Origin of the sequence: Lysinibacillus sp. G01H (genome assembly GCF_028872195.1) — a bacterium.
Classification (GTDB): Bacteria; Bacillota; Bacilli; order Bacillales_A; family Planococcaceae; genus Lysinibacillus; species Lysinibacillus capsici.
On sequence record NZ_CP118397.1, the window covers coordinates 627,773 to 647,771 of the forward strand.

The 19,999-nt window shown below is 37.9% G+C and carries 12 protein-coding genes; 4 read left to right on the forward strand and 8 right to left on the reverse strand.

Features of this window, described 5'->3' with window-relative positions; translation table 11 throughout:
- Nucleotides 1-49: 49 nt before the first annotated feature.
- Nucleotides 50-475, reverse strand: coding sequence for a YwpF family protein (locus PSR12_RS03105; protein ID WP_274771552.1), 426 nt, complete (start codon nt 473-475; stop codon nt 50-52).
- A gap of 297 nt (nt 476-772) precedes the next feature.
- Between PSR12_RS03105 and PSR12_RS03110 the strand changes: the two genes are divergently transcribed.
- Nucleotides 773-1,171 (forward strand): single-stranded DNA-binding protein, encoded by a 399-nt coding sequence (locus PSR12_RS03110; RefSeq protein WP_016991811.1) that lies wholly within the window; start codon nt 773-775, stop codon nt 1,169-1,171.
- 243 nt (nt 1,172-1,414) lie between these two features.
- Here PSR12_RS03110 and PSR12_RS03115 read toward each other — a convergent pair whose 3' ends face one another.
- The gene (locus tag PSR12_RS03115; RefSeq protein WP_274771554.1) at nt 1,415-4,180 is read right to left on the reverse strand and encodes a DEAD/DEAH box helicase; all 2,766 of its coding nucleotides are present in this window, start codon (nt 4,178-4,180) and stop codon (nt 1,415-1,417) included.
- Nucleotides 4,177-5,751, reverse strand: coding sequence for a hypothetical protein (locus PSR12_RS03120; protein WP_274771557.1), 1,575 nt, complete (start codon nt 5,749-5,751; stop codon nt 4,177-4,179). The genes PSR12_RS03115 and PSR12_RS03120 overlap by 4 nt, the downstream gene beginning before the upstream one ends.
- A 204-nt stretch (nt 5,752-5,955) precedes the next feature.
- Between PSR12_RS03120 and PSR12_RS03125 the strand changes: the two genes are divergently transcribed.
- Together PSR12_RS03125 and PSR12_RS03130 are read left to right on the forward strand one after the other, a co-directional pair.
- Nucleotides 5,956-6,432, forward strand: coding sequence for a hypothetical protein (locus PSR12_RS03125; protein ID WP_036076109.1), 477 nt, complete (start codon nt 5,956-5,958; stop codon nt 6,430-6,432).
- A 171-nt stretch (nt 6,433-6,603) separates the two neighbouring features.
- Nucleotides 6,604-7,434, forward strand: a complete 831-nt coding sequence (locus PSR12_RS03130; RefSeq protein WP_274771560.1) for a flagellin N-terminal helical domain-containing protein — start codon at nt 6,604-6,606, stop codon at nt 7,432-7,434.
- Between the two features lie 40 nt (nt 7,435-7,474).
- Here the strand turns inward: PSR12_RS03130 and csaB are convergent, their stop codons facing one another.
- The 5 genes from csaB to PSR12_RS03155 form a co-directional block, all read right to left on the reverse strand.
- Complete coding sequence (gene csaB / locus PSR12_RS03135) at nt 7,475-8,554, reverse strand: polysaccharide pyruvyl transferase CsaB (protein WP_274771562.1); 1,080 nt, start codon at nt 8,552-8,554, stop codon at nt 7,475-7,477.
- Nucleotides 8,554-10,467: a DUF5693 family protein gene (locus tag PSR12_RS03140; RefSeq protein ID WP_274771564.1), complete on the reverse strand. Its 1,914-nt coding sequence runs from the start codon at nt 10,465-10,467 to the stop codon at nt 8,554-8,556. The genes csaB and PSR12_RS03140 overlap by 1 nt, the downstream gene beginning before the upstream one ends.
- A 20-nt stretch (nt 10,468-10,487) precedes the next feature.
- Nucleotides 10,488-12,044 carry a putative polysaccharide biosynthesis protein gene (locus tag PSR12_RS03145; protein ID WP_274771566.1) on the reverse strand — a complete coding sequence of 519 codons (1,557 nt, stop codon included), beginning with the start codon at nt 12,042-12,044 and terminating at the stop codon, nt 10,488-10,490.
- The gene (locus PSR12_RS03150; RefSeq protein ID WP_274771568.1) at nt 12,041-12,763 is read right to left on the reverse strand and encodes a WecB/TagA/CpsF family glycosyltransferase; all 723 of its coding nucleotides are present in this window, start codon (nt 12,761-12,763) and stop codon (nt 12,041-12,043) included. Before PSR12_RS03150 ends, PSR12_RS03145 begins: the two co-directional genes overlap by 4 nt.
- 361 nt (nt 12,764-13,124) lie before the next feature.
- Nucleotides 13,125-14,975 (reverse strand): S-layer homology domain-containing protein, encoded by a 1,851-nt coding sequence (locus PSR12_RS03155; protein ID WP_274771571.1) that lies wholly within the window; start codon nt 14,973-14,975, stop codon nt 13,125-13,127.
- A 632-nt stretch (nt 14,976-15,607) separates the two neighbouring features.
- On the opposite strand from PSR12_RS03155, the gene PSR12_RS03160 reads away from it, so the two are divergent.
- Complete coding sequence (locus PSR12_RS03160) at nt 15,608-19,339, forward strand: S-layer homology domain-containing protein (protein WP_274771573.1); 3,732 nt, start codon at nt 15,608-15,610, stop codon at nt 19,337-19,339.
- Nucleotides 19,340-19,999 lie beyond the last annotated feature (660 nt).

Sequence of the window (19,999 nt, forward strand, 5' to 3'; positions counted from 1 at the left end):
AAAAAATTACTGCTTGTCCAATAAAAAAAACGATGCAAAATTCGCATCGTCAGTCATTTTTTAATTTTGGTCGCTTTTTCATATCTTGCGTAAAGCGATCCAATAAATCCTCTAGAGAGACGCCCTCAGCAAGTAGCTCTGAAAGTAATTGTTCTGCATATTTTGAGCGTTTAATTTTAAGAGTACCTTTTAATAGTACTGAAACATGATCACCGATTTCTTCAACAGTATGTACGATCACCTGAAAAGGAGCAGGTTCATTATCTGGAAATGAAATAACTGCACGTACATTGAAGACTGTAGCATTCGCTAAGAGCTCATCAAAGGTTGAGCGATATTGTTTTTCCATAAACAATTCAAGTACCCAAGATTGATGGCTATTTTCCTGATTAATAATGATGCCATCGATTAAAGGGAATGGTTGCACGCCATCTTCTGTGACAAGGTCAAAGGAAAGCATTTTAAAGGTTTTCAATATGTATATTCCTCCTAAGTCTGTCATTCTTTTAGTATAACACATGAGGTAGCAGTTGTTTGTGATGCGCACCTGTGACGATTTTTCAAAAACTGCGAAATTGCAGATTTCATGAAATAGCATTTGCCATTACAGCCTAAAGCATTCAGTTAAAAAATTAATAAAAAATAGAAAATTAAAATTGCTAATTTACCCAATTTATGCTCAATAACTGAAGGAAATTAACAATATTGATTTTTGCGAATGCTGGAATCATTTTGTAAGATGAGAGCAATCAAAAACAAAGGAGGTGAACGAATGAATCAAGTCGGATTGGTTGGAAGGTTTACAAAAGACCCAGTGTTACGTTACTTATCTGGAAATCGTGTGCAGACTCATTTCTCACTAGCCATTAATCGTAATTTTAAAAACAATCAAGGGGAAGTAGATACAGATTTTGTTTTCTGTACAGCTTGGGGAAGGCTTGCAGAGAATATCGTTAAATATTGCGGTAAAGGTTCGTTAATCGGTGCCAATGGCCGTATTCAAACAAGGTCATTTGTAAATGAGGAAAGCACAAAGATTTTTATGACAGAGGTAGTGGTTGAGGATGTTAGATTTTATCAACTTAAACAAAGAGATAGTGACGAAGCAGTTACTGTACCGTCACAGCCACCGAATGAACAAGAGCACTTAAAGGATTTTGTATTACCTTAGCAAGAAAGTTTACATACGGGGCAAGAGAATATTCATTGTCTGATCCGCCATTCTCCTTATAATTCTTGCACCGTAACGACAGAAAGGAATGTGATGTGTACCCCTAATAATAAACATTGCTGAAGACCGCACAGCAATGGGATTTTCAACACAACTAAATATGAATGATGAAGTAAGTAGGGAAAAGAAGTAGCAAGTTCCACTAAAAGAGCGCCAAGAATTTGCTCTTGGCGCATCTCATTATTATATATCTAATGTTATTAAATCGCGGAGTTCTTGATCTTCTAACTCGGTCAACCATTGGCTTGACTGAATAAGCTCTTCGGATAATGCAGATTTCTGCACCAGCATCTTATCAATTTTTTCCTCGATCGTGCCAATTGTCACAAATTTATGGACCTGCACAAATTGTGTCTGTCCGATGCGATAAGCACGATCTGTTGCTTGATTTTCAACAGCAGGATTCCACCAGCGATCTGCATGTAAAACATGATTGGCTGCTGTTAGATTAAGTCCTGTTCCACCAGCTTTCAAAGAAAGGATAAATATAGGGAAATCTCCTGCCTGGAAAGCCTCTACTAAGCGGTCTCGCTGCTGCTTAGGCATAGCACCAGTTAAAAACGGTGCATCTACATTATATAATTCACTAAAGCAATGCTGTAGTAATTGTCCCATTCCAATATATTGTGTAAAGATGAGACATTGCTCTCCATTGTCCACAATCTCTGCTGCCATTTGTACAATGCGCTCTAGCTTAGTTGAACGTGCAAGCATTGTTTTGGCATCCTCGAAAGGTTCCTTTAAATATAAGGCAGGATGATTACATAGTTGCTTTAATTTACTGAGCATCTTTAAGACGCGCCCCTTTTTTTGAAAGCCTGTTAATTGCTCTAGCTGATCAAGCGTCTCTAAAATATAGCCCTCATAGAGTGAAGCCTGCTCTGTTGTTAATGGACAATATTCATTCGATTCTAGCTTATCTGGTAAGTTAAGCTGTAAATGTGGGTCACGCTTTGTACGACGTAACAAGAACGGCTGAATTTTTGCTCGAAGCTTCTGTTTATGCGACTCTGATTCGTCCCGTTCAATAGGCAAAATAAATTCTTCATTGAAGCGGCCAAAGCTACCTAGATAGCCCTTATGAATAAAATCAAAAATAGCCCATAACTCAGATAAACGATTTTCTACAGGTGTCCCAGTGAGAGCAATGTGATGGTCACCTAGCAATTTACGAATGGCTTTTGATTGTAATGTTTGCATATTTTTTATATTTTGAGCCTCATCGAGTACAACTGCTGCCCAATCGATATTCTGTAAAAATTCAGTATCCTGTGACACAGTACCATAGGTTGATAAAATGACATGTGGTCTTTCTGCTGTCACTAGCTGTTTAAACTCTTCATCCTTTGCTCGATTTGTTTGATAATGTGTATGCACAATTAGAGACGGGGCAAATCGAGCAAGTTCTTTTTGCCAGTTCCCAAGCACTGAAGTAGGACAAATAATGATGGATGGCTTTGTATAATCAGTTGATGACTCATAAATATGAAGTAAATAGGTAATCAATTGAACCGTTTTTCCAAGGCCCATATCATCAGCTAGACATGCACCGAAACCTTGTTGGCGCATAAAGACTAACCATTCATAGCCCTCTAATTGATAGGGGCGTAATTCGGTTTGTAAGGACGATGGAATTGAAACGGTAGGCAAGCCTTTCTTCTCTAGAAGCTGCTCCATGTATGCTTTTAATGATTGTTGTATTTCTAGTGCAAAGACTGGATCATCTCTCAGTGCATCATCTGCATCCTCTTCCTCAAGAGGGGCAGACAAGTCTTCTGGTAATTCTCTAAATAATAATTCTCGAACAGTCCAACTTTCATCTTCTGCCTGCTGCATTAATTCACGCATTTCTTGCATCCAATTGGCATCTACTCGGAACCATTCAGTACCAATACGAATAAATTCACGTTTCTCATCCACGAGCTTTTTAAATTGCTCAGCCGAAATCGTTTGTCCGTTCATAGAAAATTGCCATTTAAACGTTAAAATATCATCTAAACCTGCTACCTTCCTTGTAGAGACATTGCTAGTTGTGACGCGTACTCGAATTTTAGATTGTTTTAAATCCTTTAGCCATGCTGGGAGTACAACATCGAAACCAAGAGCCTGTAATCTAGCGAGATCCTCACGTAGGAATGAGCGAACTTCTAAATCTTCCAGTGTCACACGAATAAAGATATCACTATTGATCGTATCAGTGGATAGAAGTTCTACAATTTGTTGTTGTTGCTGCGCAATTTCAGTTGCAAACATTCGCCATTTTGCAGGTAGTGCCTCTTCTATAGGTAAAGATTGTTTACGAATAGCAGGTGTCCAATAGTTTTTGGTTGTAGCGGTGCTTAGGACCGTTTCTAATAACCATACATCTGTCTCTTCCTCGGGCTCACTTAACCGTAAAGAAACGGAAACGGCTCCAGCCTGACGAGCTTGATCTAATGGCCAGCCACCTCGTAGGAAAAAAGGTAGTAACTTTGGTAAATCAGCTAGTATTAGACCAACCTGAGAAAGCTTCTGCTGTACAGCTGTTTCCAATAATGCTGAATCTATATGATCAATAGGGAAACTTAATGATAAAAAATCATCTGCAATCACAGCATGTGACCAAAGGGACGGCTCTTGCCAGTATTCCTGTAATGCGAATACCTTTTTCAGCCATTCCATACTTTCTTCATTTGCACCAATCCAATTGATGAAAGGGTGCTGGAAGCTTGTTGAAAAAATATCTAGTAACTCAGCTGTAGAAACCTCAATTGTATAATCAGTCCGATTTGTTAATAATCCATAAACATTTGCCTCATAAGTAAAGAATAGCGAAGAAATTAGTGTATCAACATCAATTGTTGCACCATTTGCAGTAAAACCCTGCAACGTAAAATATCCTTCCCGAGCTACTTCAATACGGAGCTGTTGTGTTTTGGAAAAAGGGGAAGGAGCATTTATTGTCATCATACTAAGTTTCCTTTCTCAATTTCTTCTTGTAACGCACGTAGTCGTTTATATTCTGCACGAATGGTTTGCATATATGTTTCAAAATAAGCTGCTTTGCCAGCTCGCTTTGCAGCACTCCGCATACTTTTCCAAATACGCACAGCCTGTTTATAATTTAAGCGTGATTTTTGAGCAATTTCAGCCATTGCATAGACATGATATAAAGGTAAAACAGTTGCAGGTTCAATCTGCAATACATCCTTTAATCCACACATTTCTAAATAGGATAGAGAGGATGGGTTTAATTGATGTAGGGCTGCCCATTCCCGATAGCGACCTTTTTTAATTAAAAAACTTGAGAACGGCTGTAGTCCATACACACCAAAGGCACTGTATAGCATTGCTTCCTCTTCCTCCGTAAGCTGGATCTCATCAAATAGAAGTTGGAATTGCCTTACGTATTGGGCACGTTGAACGACCGGAACGACCTCCTGTAGAAATACTTCAGTCAAAGGTAAAATTGCTCGTAAAATGACTGCTAATGAATAGGACTCTCCTGCACGTTGAGCAAAAGTAGCCAGTTCAAACAAGTCCTGCATTTGTGGTAAATCAATTTGTGCCAAACTTTCAAGCAGCAAATTCTCTTTCTGTAATAGCACATAAAATAATAATTTTAGCGATTGTAGAGAAATTTCTGCTGAAGGGTGATCAAGATTATTTATATATGCCAATTCCTTTTCACGTCGAGGCTTCTCATAAAAAAGCACTGCCCATAGCAGCATGTATAGACGAAGTCGGTTGGCGAAAAGCCCTTGTCGTTCTAATAAAAATTCTCTTACTAGCTCTTGGATGGCGTCATAAAATGGGTCAGTCGCAAACAGACGTGACCGATTAGAAAGCTCTGTGAGAATGCTCTCAAAAGATTGAGTGCTTTGATCGATAAAATATTTCATATAAGATGAATCTAAAGAATGACCAGGTGTTTCATTTAAATGCCGCCATATCGAATTTAAAATGGCTAGTTCCATATAGAGCTTATAAAGGGGTTGCCATTCACGCTCAAAGGGCATATGCCGACGAAGACGCTCCAAAGCATCGGTTCTTACAGCGGAAAGCCCATAGCCTTCTAGTATGCGCCCAGGTGGTAATAATCGTTTCATCACCTCATCCACCATCATCGACCAGCTTTGCGGGCTGCGTTCATCTGCTAAAGATTTTAATTGAACTGATTTTTGTGCACGCCAAGCACTCGACCAATTTTGAACCGAATCAAAATATTGGTAGAGAGCGAGTAAAGCACCTATTTGATGTCGACACCATTTTGCTTGAGGACAGCTACAATGTAGCTCTTCCTTTGAAAAATCAATTTCAACAGAAGCGGGTCTGACATCTTGAACACTTGCATATAATATAGAACTTGCTCCATTAAATCGTTCAAAAACAATGGACTTATTCCTTACTGAAAAGACAGCACGGCGTACTAGTTCCTCATCTTCGGTAGAGGAAGGATGTAACCCTTGTTCAGCTTCTTTTAATTTAGTCAGCACAAATGTTTGATGTTCCTTAGCTAATTGCGATATAGACAATGCCATAACCTCACTCCTTTCATCATGTATGGCTATAGTTAACATTGTTAATTGTAAAAAGGAAAAAAAGACTGTCCTTCCATTATACGATTAAAATGCAGTAATGATAAGCTGAATGATCAGAAAGAAAAAAATGAGGTAAAGATAGTTAACAAGGCTTTTGATTTATGTTAAAATCTGAATAATCAGATAACTAAGGAGGGATGAAGGATGATGCAAGTTCAATACATGAAGCCGTTTTACACAAAAGTTACTGGAGATAAATTACGTCTCGTATTTGCTTATCAATATTTCTCTATTTTAAAAGAGAATGAGATTTTCCATTTCATTCCCATAGAAGGTAAAGAGATGATCATCAACATGAAGACACAGCAGATTGAAAATTTATCTGAGGTATTTGTTTTCCAAAAAGGAAATCGCTTTATTCGATTACCACTTTATCAACTATTGCTTATTACCAATGTACATGAGCATTTAGCACCAATACTTGAAAGCGCTACACCAAAGCAACAAATTCCGATGGTTTCTACTGTGACAGTTGGCGAAATCGATCAGCTTATCGCAGAGCTAGAGGACAGAAATTGGGATCATTTAATTGATCAAGCATTACTAGAGAATGATAAAGCACTCTTTTTCGAATTGCTACAGCAAAAGAACCATCAACATGGGGGTTTCAAAATTGAATAGAAGGCATGTCCAGTAAGCACCTACTTTTCATAAATGACAAGCAGGTGCTTTTATGATGTGGTTGATCAACTATAATATGTTAATAACTCATAAAAAATTAGAAACCATTTCCAAAAAAGGTCAATAGATGAGATGATGGACCGATATATAGGTTAAGAAGGTGGTGAAATCATGCTTGGTAAGTGGTCAGCAACGGGGATGGCAATCCTGAATAATATGAATCATCATTATGGGGCGATGAGTAAAGCTATGCTGCGAATTTCTTCGGGTTATCGCATTAATAGTGCGGCTGACGATCCAGCTGGACTGGCGATTTCTGAAAAAATGCGTGCACAAATTCGTGGCTTGAATATGGCAGCTAAAAATATACAGGATGGTATTTCTCTTGTGCAGACGGCAGAGGGGGCACTGAATGAAACACATGCCATGATTCAGCGTATGCGTGAGTTAGCAGTGGAAGCAGCCAATGATACATTAACGGATGATGATCGTAAAAAATTAGATTTGGAATTTCAGGAATTAAAAAAGGAAATTCAGCGCACATCGACCGATACAGAATTTAATACGAAGACATTACTCAATGGGGATTATGAAACAAATGGCCTTAAGATTCAAGCAGGTGCCAATGCAGGACAGAGTATAGAATTATTTATCAATGGGATGGGGTCCGAGGAACTTGGGGTGAAGGATGCTTCTATTGCTACTCGTGAGGATGCGGAAAAAGCTATGTCTTCAATGGATGAAGCCTTAAAACGTGTTTCCAATGAGCGCTCACGTCTTGGTGCCTATCAGAACCGCTTGGAACATGCCTATAATGCCAATGTGAACACCGCAGAGAATTTACAAGCAGCAGAGTCTCGTATTCGAGATGCAGATATCGCAAAAGAGATGATGAATATGGTGAAGGCGCAAATTTTAATGCAAGCAGGTCAATATGTTTTAGCCATGCATATGCAACAGGCCCAGTCCATTTTAAAATTATTAGAAGTAGGAAAAAAATGATGAATTTCAATTAACATTGAAATTCATCATTTTTTAATGTTTATTTTGACAAAGCATCAATTGCTAATTTAGCAGTTGCAGTTGCTTCATCTTGCAATGGGATGACGGCCTGGCGCATTTTTTCTTGAACTGTTGTATAGGATTCAAGAATTGCTACAGCTTGTTCAAACAATGTCACACCATTCCAATCATCAACCTCGACATGACCGATGACAGGCTGATCAACGATATCAGCAAACGCATCAATTTTCGGATCATACGAAATGGCAATAAACGGTGTCGCATAGATTGCCGAGAAAATTAAGGAGTGCAGTCGCATACCTATTAATAGTTGAGATTGACCAATCACTGCGATTTTTTCTTCAATAGATAAATCAGCAGGAGCAATCAAGCTCTTTTCCTTCATAAGTGCTGCTACTTCCTGTGAAGTAATAAAATCATGCTCACCATGCATAGGGAGGAAGACGATTTGCTCACCCTGACGCACTAATTCATCTAGGCTATGTGCAATTTTCTCTTTGTAGGCAACAGCGGAAGGCCAATCTCGAACACTTACAGAGATATAGCTATCGGCTGACAAAGATACATTTTCTAGCCAATCACAATGAAAGTCATTACCGTTCAATCCCATCACAGGATCGGGTACGATCTTTGTTTCTTTTCGTACACCGATCTCTGTTAAAAGAGCTAGAGAGGCTCTATCTCTAACCGTTATTTGCTCTACCTTATTAAAGACTGTACGAACAATGAATTTACTAAGTGGGTGATTAATCGGACCCATACCTTGGGCGTAAACAAATACTGGCTTCTTCAACCATTTTGCAATTTGAATAACGCCCGCATAGTAAGGAATAGTTTTCATGCCTGTTTGATCCTGCATAAGACTACCGCCACCACTAATCAGTCCATCCGCTGTTTTAAGTAATTGGCGAATTTCTTTCATTTTCCAACGATTAACGGCTTTGACACCATATGTTTGCTCAGTAGCTGCTGGATTATTCGATAATACCGTGATCTCTATATCACTTTGCCACTTTTTTAATGATTGGATAATGGACAGTAGAATGGCATCATCTCCGACATTATCAAATCCATAATAGCCAGATAAAACAACGTGCATTATGACCACCTCGCGATTGCCTTAGAAACCCAACGATAACCGATTTTGAAGATGAGGATAAACACTAGTCCTACTACAAGACCTAGAGATACGCTGTAGAGTGTACGTAACACAGAAACAGCTACTGGGATGTGTAGGTGAGTAAATGTATTCATGATGGATAGGAAACCGATAACACCTGGTACAAGGAGAATACTACCCCATTTACGATTAATACCCATTACATATAACGCTAAAATGAAGAATGGGAAACCAATTAAAAATTCCTTCGTTCTTGGTCGAACATACAATGTATTTTCTAGCCATTGTCTAAAGGCTAGTTCCATATCACTTACAGAACCAGAGTTTCCTGTTCGGCTAATGTAAAATAATCCGACACCAGCCAATACAATGAGTAGTAGCACATGCCAATATTTTAATTCTTTATTTAACAATGTTACCGTATTGGATAAAGAGTTCTTAATGTTTTGATCAGCTAGTCGGTTCATCTCAATTACTGTAAATAATAAGACACCCATAATTGGAATAAGATAAACAAGCTTAACCCCTTTAAATACAGCAAAGCCTGTTATAAAAGCATTACCATTCAATAAGCCAATGACGATAACGATCCCAATAACGCTAATTGCTACTGCCTTTAAATATTGGACAATTATGTTAGATAGCTTTGTAGAACCTTGTGCTGATTTGATGACTGCATAGGTTGGTGCAAGGACAGCAATAATGAGTGCAAATGCTTGTAAGAATAGAGTACTTTTTAGGATAAAGTACGCAATCGCTAGTACAGCCATAAAGCCAGCTGCCGCGATACGAAGAGGCATCCATTTTACTAATTCTGAAATGATAAAGGTAAATAAAATACCTGCTACTAATACGGATGCTGTGACCCAAGCTGGCACTACTACTTTATCAAATAGCTTTGGTTCACCTGCTTTGAAATGATCTGGCATTGTGTCATGCACACCATTTAAGTAATCAATCGTTTCTTCAACATTTTCTTTGGCATTGCCTGTTGTTTTAATATGATAGAAGATAGAGCGAATATTACGCTCTTTAACAGCTCGTGTTGTACGATCAATACTTGCATTTAGCTTTAATTTAGTCTCTCTGTTCACATTGATGCTATGCAAACGAATCATATTGTAATCCGTCATTTGAGCGATTTTACTTTCGCCTTTAAGTGGGTTACTTTCAATTGTGTAGAAGTAATAGCCAGCATCATTTAATTTTTCAACTAATTGATTGCCGTTTTCTTGTCCAAATCCAATGGCTTCATCACCTTGGCCAAGTAAGCGGCCTGCTGAAGCCTCTTTTAAAGCGACTAATTGATTAACCAACTTTTCATTAGCTACTTCATTATCTGCATTTTCCACCTTAAAGATATGAGCAAGTCCATGCTTACTAATCATGTCAATCGCAGGCTGATCGTAGCCAATCGGTGTTTTTAAATCAAAATTGTGGTTAGAAGCAGGAAGGAAATAAAAAGCTTCTTCACCTATTTGCACTTCCTCTGGTGTAACGCTCTCCATGATCAGCTTTTGGTAGCTTTCATTTTCAGGTACTCGAATATAATAGCCGCTATTAGAGATATCAACAGCATCTTTATAGGGTGTAAACAATAATTGTGCTGCTAACTCACTTTCCTTATAAACGGTAATTAAGTTTTGTTTGTCCATTTCCTTTAATGTTAAGGGCTCTAGACTCACAGTATTCAGCCCAGCATCCTTTAAGGAGGAAAGGATTTCATCCATTGTTAGATCGCTATTTTTTTCTGCGGTTTGTATTTCATCATAGGGAATAACAATCTCATAAGCATCATTCGATTGCTCTGCATTCCACCTCATCATGATACCTGTAGAGGAAACGACGAGTAAAAGAACAATGATCCCCCAAAGCCATTTCTGTTTTGACATAAGTGTCCTACCTCTCTTATTTATGAAAATCTTTTTCCGATAACAGGGATTTTCTTTAAATCTTGTTTATGAATAGCTTTCATTAGCCATAGTAGAAGGAAGTAAAGAGCCCCTCCAACTACGATTGCGACAGTTAGATAGCCCATAGCTAACATTCTTGACCAATGTGTAAAGTCAAGCCAAAGTGTTGGTAATCCAACTGCTGCTCCCATTACAATTGAAGACACAATCATTTTCACCGTATCTTTTCCAAGGACAGTAAAGCGAATCATACGATAAATAAAGACAGAATTCACAATAAATAACACAAAATACACTAGCAAAGTTGCATAGGCAGCACCATCTAAACCGAATGCCTGAATAAGGAAGATGTTAGAAAACACCTTAAGGACAACACCACTCAAAATAATGAGGGCTCCTGTTTTGGCAGCATTCATGCCCTGTAGAATACCTGTTCCTAGCAAAGTTAGTGATGTAAAGACAGAGCTTAGATTGATGATGGCTAACATTAAGCTTCCCTCTAAGTCTTTAAAAAGAGCTAGATTTAAAGGTAAGGTTAAGGCTAGTAGCCCAATCGCAGCTGGCCATGAAATAAGGTGTGTCATACGATGAGTTTGCTCAATAATAGTGCGTGTTTCATCCAATTTACGCTCAGCTAGCTTCGTTGTAATCAAAGGTACAAGCGGCAAGATAATCGAAGAAGCAAAAACAGTCGTAATTTGAACTAATGTTAGTCCTCGACCATAAATACCATAAAGGTAGCTAATTTCACTCGCACCTGCACCAGCACTTCTTAAGCCGTATGTAACCGTAAAGGAATCAACAAAGTTAAAGAGTGCCATTGTGACAGAACCAATCGCAATTGGAATAGAAATTTTTAAAATGGTTTTACTGTATTTAGAGAAATCCTTACCAGAATATTTCTCCTTACTCGTCACTTTTACCGAAGAACGGAAATATTTAAAAAGTAAATAGAAAAGTGACCCTAGAGCTCCTAATACAGAGCCTGCCATAATTCCACCAGCTACGATGTCATTTGAATAATCCATTGCTACTAGGAAATAAGCAACAATTAAAATTAACGCAACACGTACTAACTGCTCAATCACTTGCGAGATGGCAGTAGGTCGCATATCCCCAAAGCCTTGGAAAAATCCACGATAGACAGCCATATAAGGAGCTACCAGTAATGTAAGGGCAACAATAATCAAGGCAATCTCTGTGGAAGGCCCACCAAGTGCATTCGCTATCTGCTCTGAAAAGCCATAAATGATTGTAAAACTAATGACGCCAAAGGATAATGCAAGGATTCTTGCAGTCACATAAATTTTCTTAATTTTGGCAGTATCATGACTCGTCCTAGCTTCCGCAATCAGCTTAGAAATAGCGATAGGGATACCCGCAACGGATAAATATAGTGCTACCATATAAACAGGATAGACAAGACTAAAAATACCAAGTACTTCATCACCAGCAATATTTTGAAGTGGTATACGGAAGATACTACCAATTACTTTTGAAAGTAAAGTGGCAATCGTTAAGATGAGTGTGCTTTTAACAAATGTTGACTGACTCATTTTGTTTTGCCCTGACCTTTAAGCTTTAATGCAAATACCTTTAAAGCAAAGCGAGGGAGTACAAGCATTCTGCCAAATCGACTTGGCTGGCGTAACAGTCGATAGAGCCATTCAAGATTTAACTTTTGCCAAAGTACTGGTGCACGTTTTACAGTACCAGCGATGACATCGAAGGAGCCGCCTACGCCGATAAATACACCCTTTGAAAATTTTTCAAGGTTTTCCGTTATCCATTTTTCCTGTCTTGGTACACCTAATGCCACAAATACAAGATCAGGCTGTAAAGTTGCAATTTCATTTGCAAAATCATTATTATTCCAGTCGAAGTAGCCATCATGATAACCAACAACATCAACGTTTGGATAGTTCTTATGAATATTGGCAACCGTCTTTTCGATAGTTTCCTTTTGCGCACCTAATAAATAGATTTTAAAGTGTTTTTGCTGACCAACTTCCAACAGACGTACCATCGTATCATAGCCAGTTACACGCTCTGGAAGTGAATCACCAAGGATTTGTGCAGCCTTAACGACACCAATGCCATCCGCACAAATGTAAGTTGCCTGCTTTAAGTAATTCATGACAGTTGGATTTTCATTTGCCTGCATGACAACTTCAGGATTGGCTGTCACAACGAAAGTTTTTTCTTGCTGTTCAATACGATTAACGAGTAAATCAACAAACCCTTGTTGACCAATATGTAAAAAGGGTACGTCCATAATCGTTACATGCCTCATATAGTGTTCAAACCTTTCTGTAATTCCATTTTCACTGCAATCTATCATACCACAAAAGCAATATTGACAGGAAATTTTCGATAATGGGTTTAACGGGGACTAACTAGGGTATAGCGTTAATAACTGAACGAATGTTAAAGGAAATAGCACACGCCTATTAAGCTTTTTTAGGACACTATTTTGACGTAGATAACTACTAAATTTTAGGAGGATAGTTTGAAAATTATATCCTAAAATTTCGAGTTTCTTCTATTATATAGCGCTTTCATCTAGGTGATAAAAAATGACTAACAAAAAGAGTGCGAATCATCATCGCACTCTTGTTTTGCGCATCCTATTAAAATCATTTTTTTACAATATAATCGCCATGGACCCAGCCTGTTTTTCCGTTGTAAAGCACCTGATACCAGGCACCATTTTTTATAAACTCACCTTTATCGTCTACAACACCGATAATAAAGCCATTTGGTTTAACAGTACCTAAAATAGCACTTGTAGTAGATGGTTCGCTTCGAACATTGAGTGTAATGTTCATATTGACAATTTGTAAGCCATTTTCAAGACTCACATAATCATCAAGCACCCAGCCCTCTTGTCCATTGACACTTACTTTCAACCAACCACCATTTTCACCAAGAACTTTAAAGGAGGTATCCTTTGGCAAATTCGTAATAATCGAAGCATTATCTGCTGTATTCGGATACGTTCTCATATTGAGATTAATCGTCGTTTTACCTGCTGCTCCAGCTAACCCTAAATCCAATGCGTATTGCTTCGATGGACTCGGTAATGAAGGAGCGGAAGATTGACTTTGATATGCAGGCACATCAAACACTAGGTTAGTTGTCGTATGAGCACCAATTAATTCATAAATATCATAGATCTTCTTCGCTTGAATGACAGCCCACATCACATGTGTTGCATACTGGTGGACTGTCGGATTATCAGGATTCCAACGCATTTTATAAAGCGTATCCTGACCCTTGCTAATATACTGATCCTTTACAAATTGGGCACCTCCAATAATGGCATCCTGAACTGTAAACCATCCATTTGTATAAGCACGCTCCGCACCATACTTATTAGCATCAGCATCAATAGCGCCAATACCGTAAGCATTGTAGGTTGTCTTAATAGCAGTTAATTTATCGCGATTTTCTGGTGTCGCCATCATCGGTTTGCCATTTGTATCTAAGCCAACCTCGATCCCTTTAATAAGTGCAGAAGCCCCATTGGCTGTTTCATGCAAGGCATGGGAGACTAAATAAATAGCATTGATCTTATTGTCTACACCAGCCTGGATAAAGGCATCCGCTGTACCTGCTAAGCTCCCTTTATTCGCAAGTACTTTATCATTCAGCTCTTTTGCACTCAGGTTATTAACGACAGTAGATAATTTTAGGAATTGATAATAAGATGGGCTATCCTGCATAAAGCTTTTTGGGTGTACATAGTATGACACTAGTGCCTCGCTAGCCGTGAAAATGCCAGCACCATCGACCTTTGGATTATTCATTGTTTGTTTACTCACTACAGAAGAGTAATCATGTGAGTAATTCGTCGTCATGTATTGCTTACCACCTGTCCCAGGCGCCTCTAGATGGATTAAACGATAGAGCACGGTAGCTGCCTCAGCACGAGTTGTTTGAGCAAGAGGTGCAAATTGATTATTTGGCTTCCCAACAAGTAGTCCTGTTGTGACGACAGCTTGTACATCTGCATAGGCCCATTTGGCAATGCGCGCATTATCACTAAAAGCAATAGGGGAGGAAGAAGTATTGATGTTTTGATAAGTAAGAGCTCTTTTTAACATAGCTGCCATTTCCTGACGATTAATGTGATTATTCGGATGGAATTTGCCTTGCTCATCACCTTTAATTAGCCCGTGATAGCTTGCTTGCTCGACTACTCCGTAATACCAGTCACCTTTTTTAACATCTGTAAAGGTTGCCTGACTAGAAGCCGCTGGCAAGTTCAGTGTTCTAACAAGAAAGGCTGCAAATTCAGCACGAGTGACAGCATCATTCGGACGATAATGGCCGAATTCATCGCCCTTCATTAAATCGTTGGTAATAAGATAGTTCATTTCATGGTAGGCCCAGTGCTTCGAAATATCTTCTGCTGAAGCGGAAGTTGGCGCAAGATATAACATGCCTGCCAGCACGGCCCCGTAAAGAGGAAATTTACGTTTCATTTTTTAAGCTCCCTTCAATAGCTGATATGTTCTATCAAACTATCAAAAGTGTAGCATAAAAAGTGGCAATCTATTATTACAACATGGGGACAGATAGATTTAGCTTTTTACTTAATAAAGAAGAAACTCATAAAGTTGGTGAGGAAGAGGCAGAATTCGCTATGAAACGCCTTCTATATTTCTGTTTCTTTACAATTATAACTAAAATATTACGGGAGTCTTTAATTTTTGACAATTTAGTAACCATTCCAGAAAATGCTTGGTTATTATTGAGAGTAAGGTATAATAGGTAACGGAACTATATGTTACCAATCCAAATGAGGATATAATTAGTTGTAATTTTAATGGTTTCTATTAAATACCATATTAGGTATGGTAAAAAAATCTTCTATAACTAAATTTATGTCCCAATGCTTGAATTTCGGAAAAGATAGTGTTATATTATTGTAGAAAGTGAATAAACTTACTAGAATGGTATTCTACTACGCTTTTTCTAGTAAATTTACTAACAAATTTGCTTTAGTTTTGTATTATTCAAGAAAGCTATAATACATACATTTAGGTAACTAGGCGGTACTATAGTTTTCGTTGGATTAATATCAATTTAAGGAATTTTAGGGAGGAATACATTAATGGCAAAGCAAAACAAAGGCCGTAAGTTCTTCGCGGCATCAGCAACAGCTGCATTAGTTGCATCGGCAATCGTACCTGTAGCATCTGCTGCGCAAGTAAACGACTATAACAAAATCTCTGGATACGCTAAAGAAGCAGTTCAATCTTTAGTTGACGCTGGTGTAATCCAAGGTGACACTAACGGGAACTTCAACCCACTTAACACAGTAACTCGTGCACAAGCTGCAGAAATCTTCACGAAAGCTCTAGAATTAGAAGCTGACGGCGATGTAAACTTCTCAGACGTTAAAAAAGGTGCTTGGTACTACAACTCAATCGCAGCAGTAGTAGCAAACGGCATTTTTGAAGGCGTAAGTGCAAACGAATTCGCACCAAACAAATCTTTAACTCGTTCTGAAGCAGCTAAAGTTCTTGTAGATGCTTTCGGTTTAGAAGGTAGCGAAAGCCTAAGCCAATTCGCTGACGCTTCTCAAGTTAAACCATGGGCTAAAGATGCTCTAGAAACTGCTGTAGCAAACGGAATCTTCACTGGTTCTGAAGAAAACGGCAAATTAAACCTTAAACCAAACGCAGCGATCACTCGTCAAGACTTCGCAGTAGTATTCGCTCGTACGCTTGATCTAGCTGTTGAAACAGTTGACGCTTCAATCAAAGCTATCAACAACACAACTGTTGAAGTAACATTCGACGAAGAAGTAAATGTTGATGATGTAAAAGCAGCTAACTTCAAAATCGATGGTTTAGAAGTGAAAAACGCTTCTGTTAAACAAACTAACAAAAAAGTTGTTGTATTAACAACTGAAGCTCAAACTGCTGATAAAGACTACGTTCTTTCTTATAAAGACGAAGAAATCGGTAAATTCAAAGGTGTTGCTGCTGTAATCCCAACAGCTGTTAAACTTACAACTTCATCTGTACAAGGTGTAATTGGTAACGAAGTAACACTTAAAGCACAAGTTACTGTTGCTGAAGGTCAATCTAAAGCTGGTATTCCTGTAACTTTCAACATCGTTAATGATAAAACTACTAACGATAAAGTAGAAGTTGAAGCTTTAACTGATGAAAATGGTGTAGCTACTTACTCTTACACTCGTTACTACTCTTCAGTTGATTCTGTAACTGCTTATGCAACAAGCAAATCTTCTGTATACTCAAGTGCAAAAGTTTACTGGGCTAACGCTCTTCAATTAACTGTTAAAGACATTACTGAAGCTACAACTTTAGTAAACGGCGCTAAAAAAGTATATGAAATCAACTCTAAAGACAACGCTAATGGTTATGTATTCGTAGCATTCGAAGAAAACCTTGATGTTGCTCCTAACAAAGCTGTAACAGGTGCTAAAGTTGAAGGCCTAAACACTTATGTTTTAGATTCAGCTGGTAAATTAACTGCAACTACAAATGTAAATGGATACCCATATGCATACACTACAGGCGGTAAAGCTGTAACTGCAGTTAAATTAGATGGCAATGGTAAAGCAAACTTAGTTGTAACTGGTAGCAATGCTGCAGTAACTCCAATCGTTTACTCTAAAGGTTTTGTAGATGCTACTAAAACTTTAGTAGGTGTAGATGCTGATTACTCTGCAACAGCATTACAAACTAAAGCTTCAACAGTTAAATTCGAACTTAAACATGAGTTAGGCTTAACTATTCAAGCTGAAGGCGTTCAAAATTCTGCAACTTACTTAAATGATACTGAAACTGGTGGTCGTGATTACACAGTAACTTACACTGATAAAAATGGTAAAGTTGCTGCACCTGGTACAAAAGTGAAAGTTGCTATCGATACTAAAGGTGTTAACGGTACATTACATGTATTAGATGCTGACAATAAAGAGCTTACTTATACAACTTCTGCTACTACTCCAGGTACTCGTTACTATGAAGTAACTGTAGAAAAAGAAGGTAAAGCTAAGTTCACTGTATCTAGCACAAACGTTAATGACTATGTAACTCCAGTTGTATTCATTGACAACGGTAAATCAACAGCAGCTGGTGCATTAGATGCTGACGATTTACAAGCTCAAGGCGAAATTACTTACTTCGTAGCTGACGTAACATATGCGGCTAAATTATCTGCTGTAGATGCAGCTGGTAAAGAAGTAAAAGCTGTAGTAGCAAACGGTGTTGAGTATGCTGACTTTGTTTACTCTTTAGTTGACCAAAATGGTAAACCACGTCGTTCTAAAGATGGTAATGCTACAACTGTATCATTTGAAGTTAAAGCTGGTACGGGTACTGTAACTGTTGATGGTACTACTGTAATTCAACCAGGTGGAACTAAAACAGTTAATGCTACTATTCCATCAAATGGAACAAAAGCAAGCGTACGTGTAGTAGCTCAAAACCCATCTTCAGTAACTGTAAGCGCAACTGGTTCTCGTGCGGGTGTAGTACTTCCATCTACAAACCCAGCATCAGTAGCTGTTGACTTCTCACAATACGGTACTGCTGAAGTAACTGGCTATGCTAAAGCTGTTAACACTTCATTAGATGTTCTATCTATTAACAATGTAGTTTATAACTATGCAAATGCAGTATATAAACAAAATGGTAACGTGATTGACCTTGCAGCATTTGAGTCTCTTATCGTAGGAAACAATGCATATGTTTCTATTACTAAAGATTCAGCTGACAAATTTACATTTAACGTAATTCCAGCTCCAGGTCAAACAGTAGTTAATACTGCAAAAGCAACAACTGCTACTAATTTGGACATTACATTCACAAGTACACCAGTAGTTACAGATGGAACACAATTCTGGGTAGATCACGACGATGATACTTCAACTCCAATGGTACAAGGTACTGTTGCTGCTGTAACTGGTAAAGTTGTAAGTGTGACATTCGGTGCTGGTACATTTACAAAGGCTGACATTGGCGAAGTACAATATATTCCTTCTGCAACTCTTGCTAGTCGTTTAACATTAGATGGCGTACGTGCTGATAGTACAATTACAATTTCTGATGCAAACACTACATCTGCAATTGTAGTAGCGGGTAACCAATCAACATTTGGAGCAGGTGCAGTTACACCATTTGTTGTAGGTGCAAAAGCTGTTAAACAAACAGAAGTATTAACAATCGGTGCACAACCAACTGCTTCTGGTAACTTACGTGTTAACTTAACTGATAAAGATGGTACTGTATTTAACGGCCTAATCAATGGTGTAGTAAATGCTGATTCTGAAGCAAGCGTTGCTACTAAAGTTGCTACTTTATTACAAAACACTGTAGCAGTTACAAACAAATATGATGTAACTTTAGGTACAGGTACAGATGCAGCTAAAGTAACTTTAACTGCTAAGAATGCTGCTGCTAATGATCCAGCACTAGTATTAACAGTTGAAGATGATACAGCTACAATTGGTACTCAAACTTCTACAGATGGTCTTGCGGGTGTGGCTACTAGTGTTGCTCAAATCGTAGATGTTGCTGTAACTGGTGCAACAAATGCTACTTCACCAGTAGAACCAGTAACTGTAGCAATCAACCAAGTTTCTGCTGATTTAGGTAACTTCTCATTAACTAAAACAGTAAATGTAACTAATACATCTACAACAGCTACTTTAGCAAGTAGCATTGTATCTGCATTAAACAATGATGCATCATTTAGTGCTCGTTTTGTAGCAAGTGTATCTCCAATTGATGCAACACTTTCTACTGTTCGTATTACTAATAAAGATACTGGTGTAGTAACTAGCACAACATTCACAATTACTCCTTAATAAACTAGTTTACTAGTGAAATAAGTGGAGTTTCACCGACCCTATGGATATAACTTTAATTAGTTAAACTCCATAGGGTCTTTTTTATCTTTTGTTCATCAGAGAGTTCTGATGCGTGAGGAACTATTCCATTGGCTCGCTGCACTGGGTAAGTCATAACCGTAACACTCACTTCAAATATATTATTGATCCAGAAATTTATGAGCCTTTATTCTTTCTACAGGAATAAAGGCTTTTTACATTTATGGAGGAATTTAAAAGGATAGAAATATAATATAAATTTTTATAACTAAAAATCCAGATTTAATTTACTTATTTGAACTAATGCCAATGCTAAGAGGAATCTGAAGATTATAAATAAATGATGTAAGTCATGACCGTTTTCGAAAAAGGTTGAAGTTGTTGTAACCTTTTTATAAGATAACAAGTCTACTTATAAAGAATAGTTTCTAATAGAATGTATATAAACAATAAGTTAAATCTTTTCCAAATTATTCATCCATAGATTAATTTGAATTGATAAAAAGCCAACTTACCTTACGTTAAAGATCAAACAATTAGAGCTGTATAAAAGAATTTATCAAGCTGGAATAATTTTGATAGAAAAAATCCATGGTATTTTGGAATATCATTTACTTTATATGAAGCTTTCGAAGGAGA

Excerpts from the sequence above, each read along its gene's own strand:
- PSR12_RS03110 (WP_016991811.1), top strand. The coding sequence starts at position 773 with ATGAATCAAGTCGGATTGGTTGGAAGGTTTACAAAAGACCCAGTGTTA.
- PSR12_RS03115 (WP_274771554.1), bottom strand. The coding sequence starts at position 4,180 with ATGATGACAATAAATGCTCCTTCCCCTTTTTCCAAAACACAACAGCTC.
- PSR12_RS03120 (WP_274771557.1), bottom strand. The coding sequence starts at position 5,751 with ATGGCATTGTCTATATCGCAATTAGCTAAGGAACATCAAACATTTGTG.
- PSR12_RS03125 (WP_036076109.1), top strand. The coding sequence starts at position 5,956 with ATGATGCAAGTTCAATACATGAAGCCGTTTTACACAAAAGTTACTGGA.
- PSR12_RS03130 (WP_274771560.1), top strand. The coding sequence starts at position 6,604 with ATGCTTGGTAAGTGGTCAGCAACGGGGATGGCAATCCTGAATAATATG.
- csaB (WP_274771562.1), bottom strand. The coding sequence starts at position 8,554 with ATGCACGTTGTTTTATCTGGCTATTATGGATTTGATAATGTCGGAGAT.
- PSR12_RS03140 (WP_274771564.1), bottom strand. The coding sequence starts at position 10,467 with ATGTCAAAACAGAAATGGCTTTGGGGGATCATTGTTCTTTTACTCGTC.
- PSR12_RS03145 (WP_274771566.1), bottom strand. The coding sequence starts at position 12,044 with ATGAGTCAGTCAACATTTGTTAAAAGCACACTCATCTTAACGATTGCC.
- PSR12_RS03150 (WP_274771568.1), bottom strand. The coding sequence starts at position 12,763 with ATGGACGTACCCTTTTTACATATTGGTCAACAAGGGTTTGTTGATTTA.
- PSR12_RS03155 (WP_274771571.1), bottom strand. The coding sequence starts at position 14,975 with ATGAAACGTAAATTTCCTCTTTACGGGGCCGTGCTGGCAGGCATGTTA.
- PSR12_RS03160 (WP_274771573.1), top strand. The coding sequence starts at position 15,608 with ATGGCAAAGCAAAACAAAGGCCGTAAGTTCTTCGCGGCATCAGCAACA.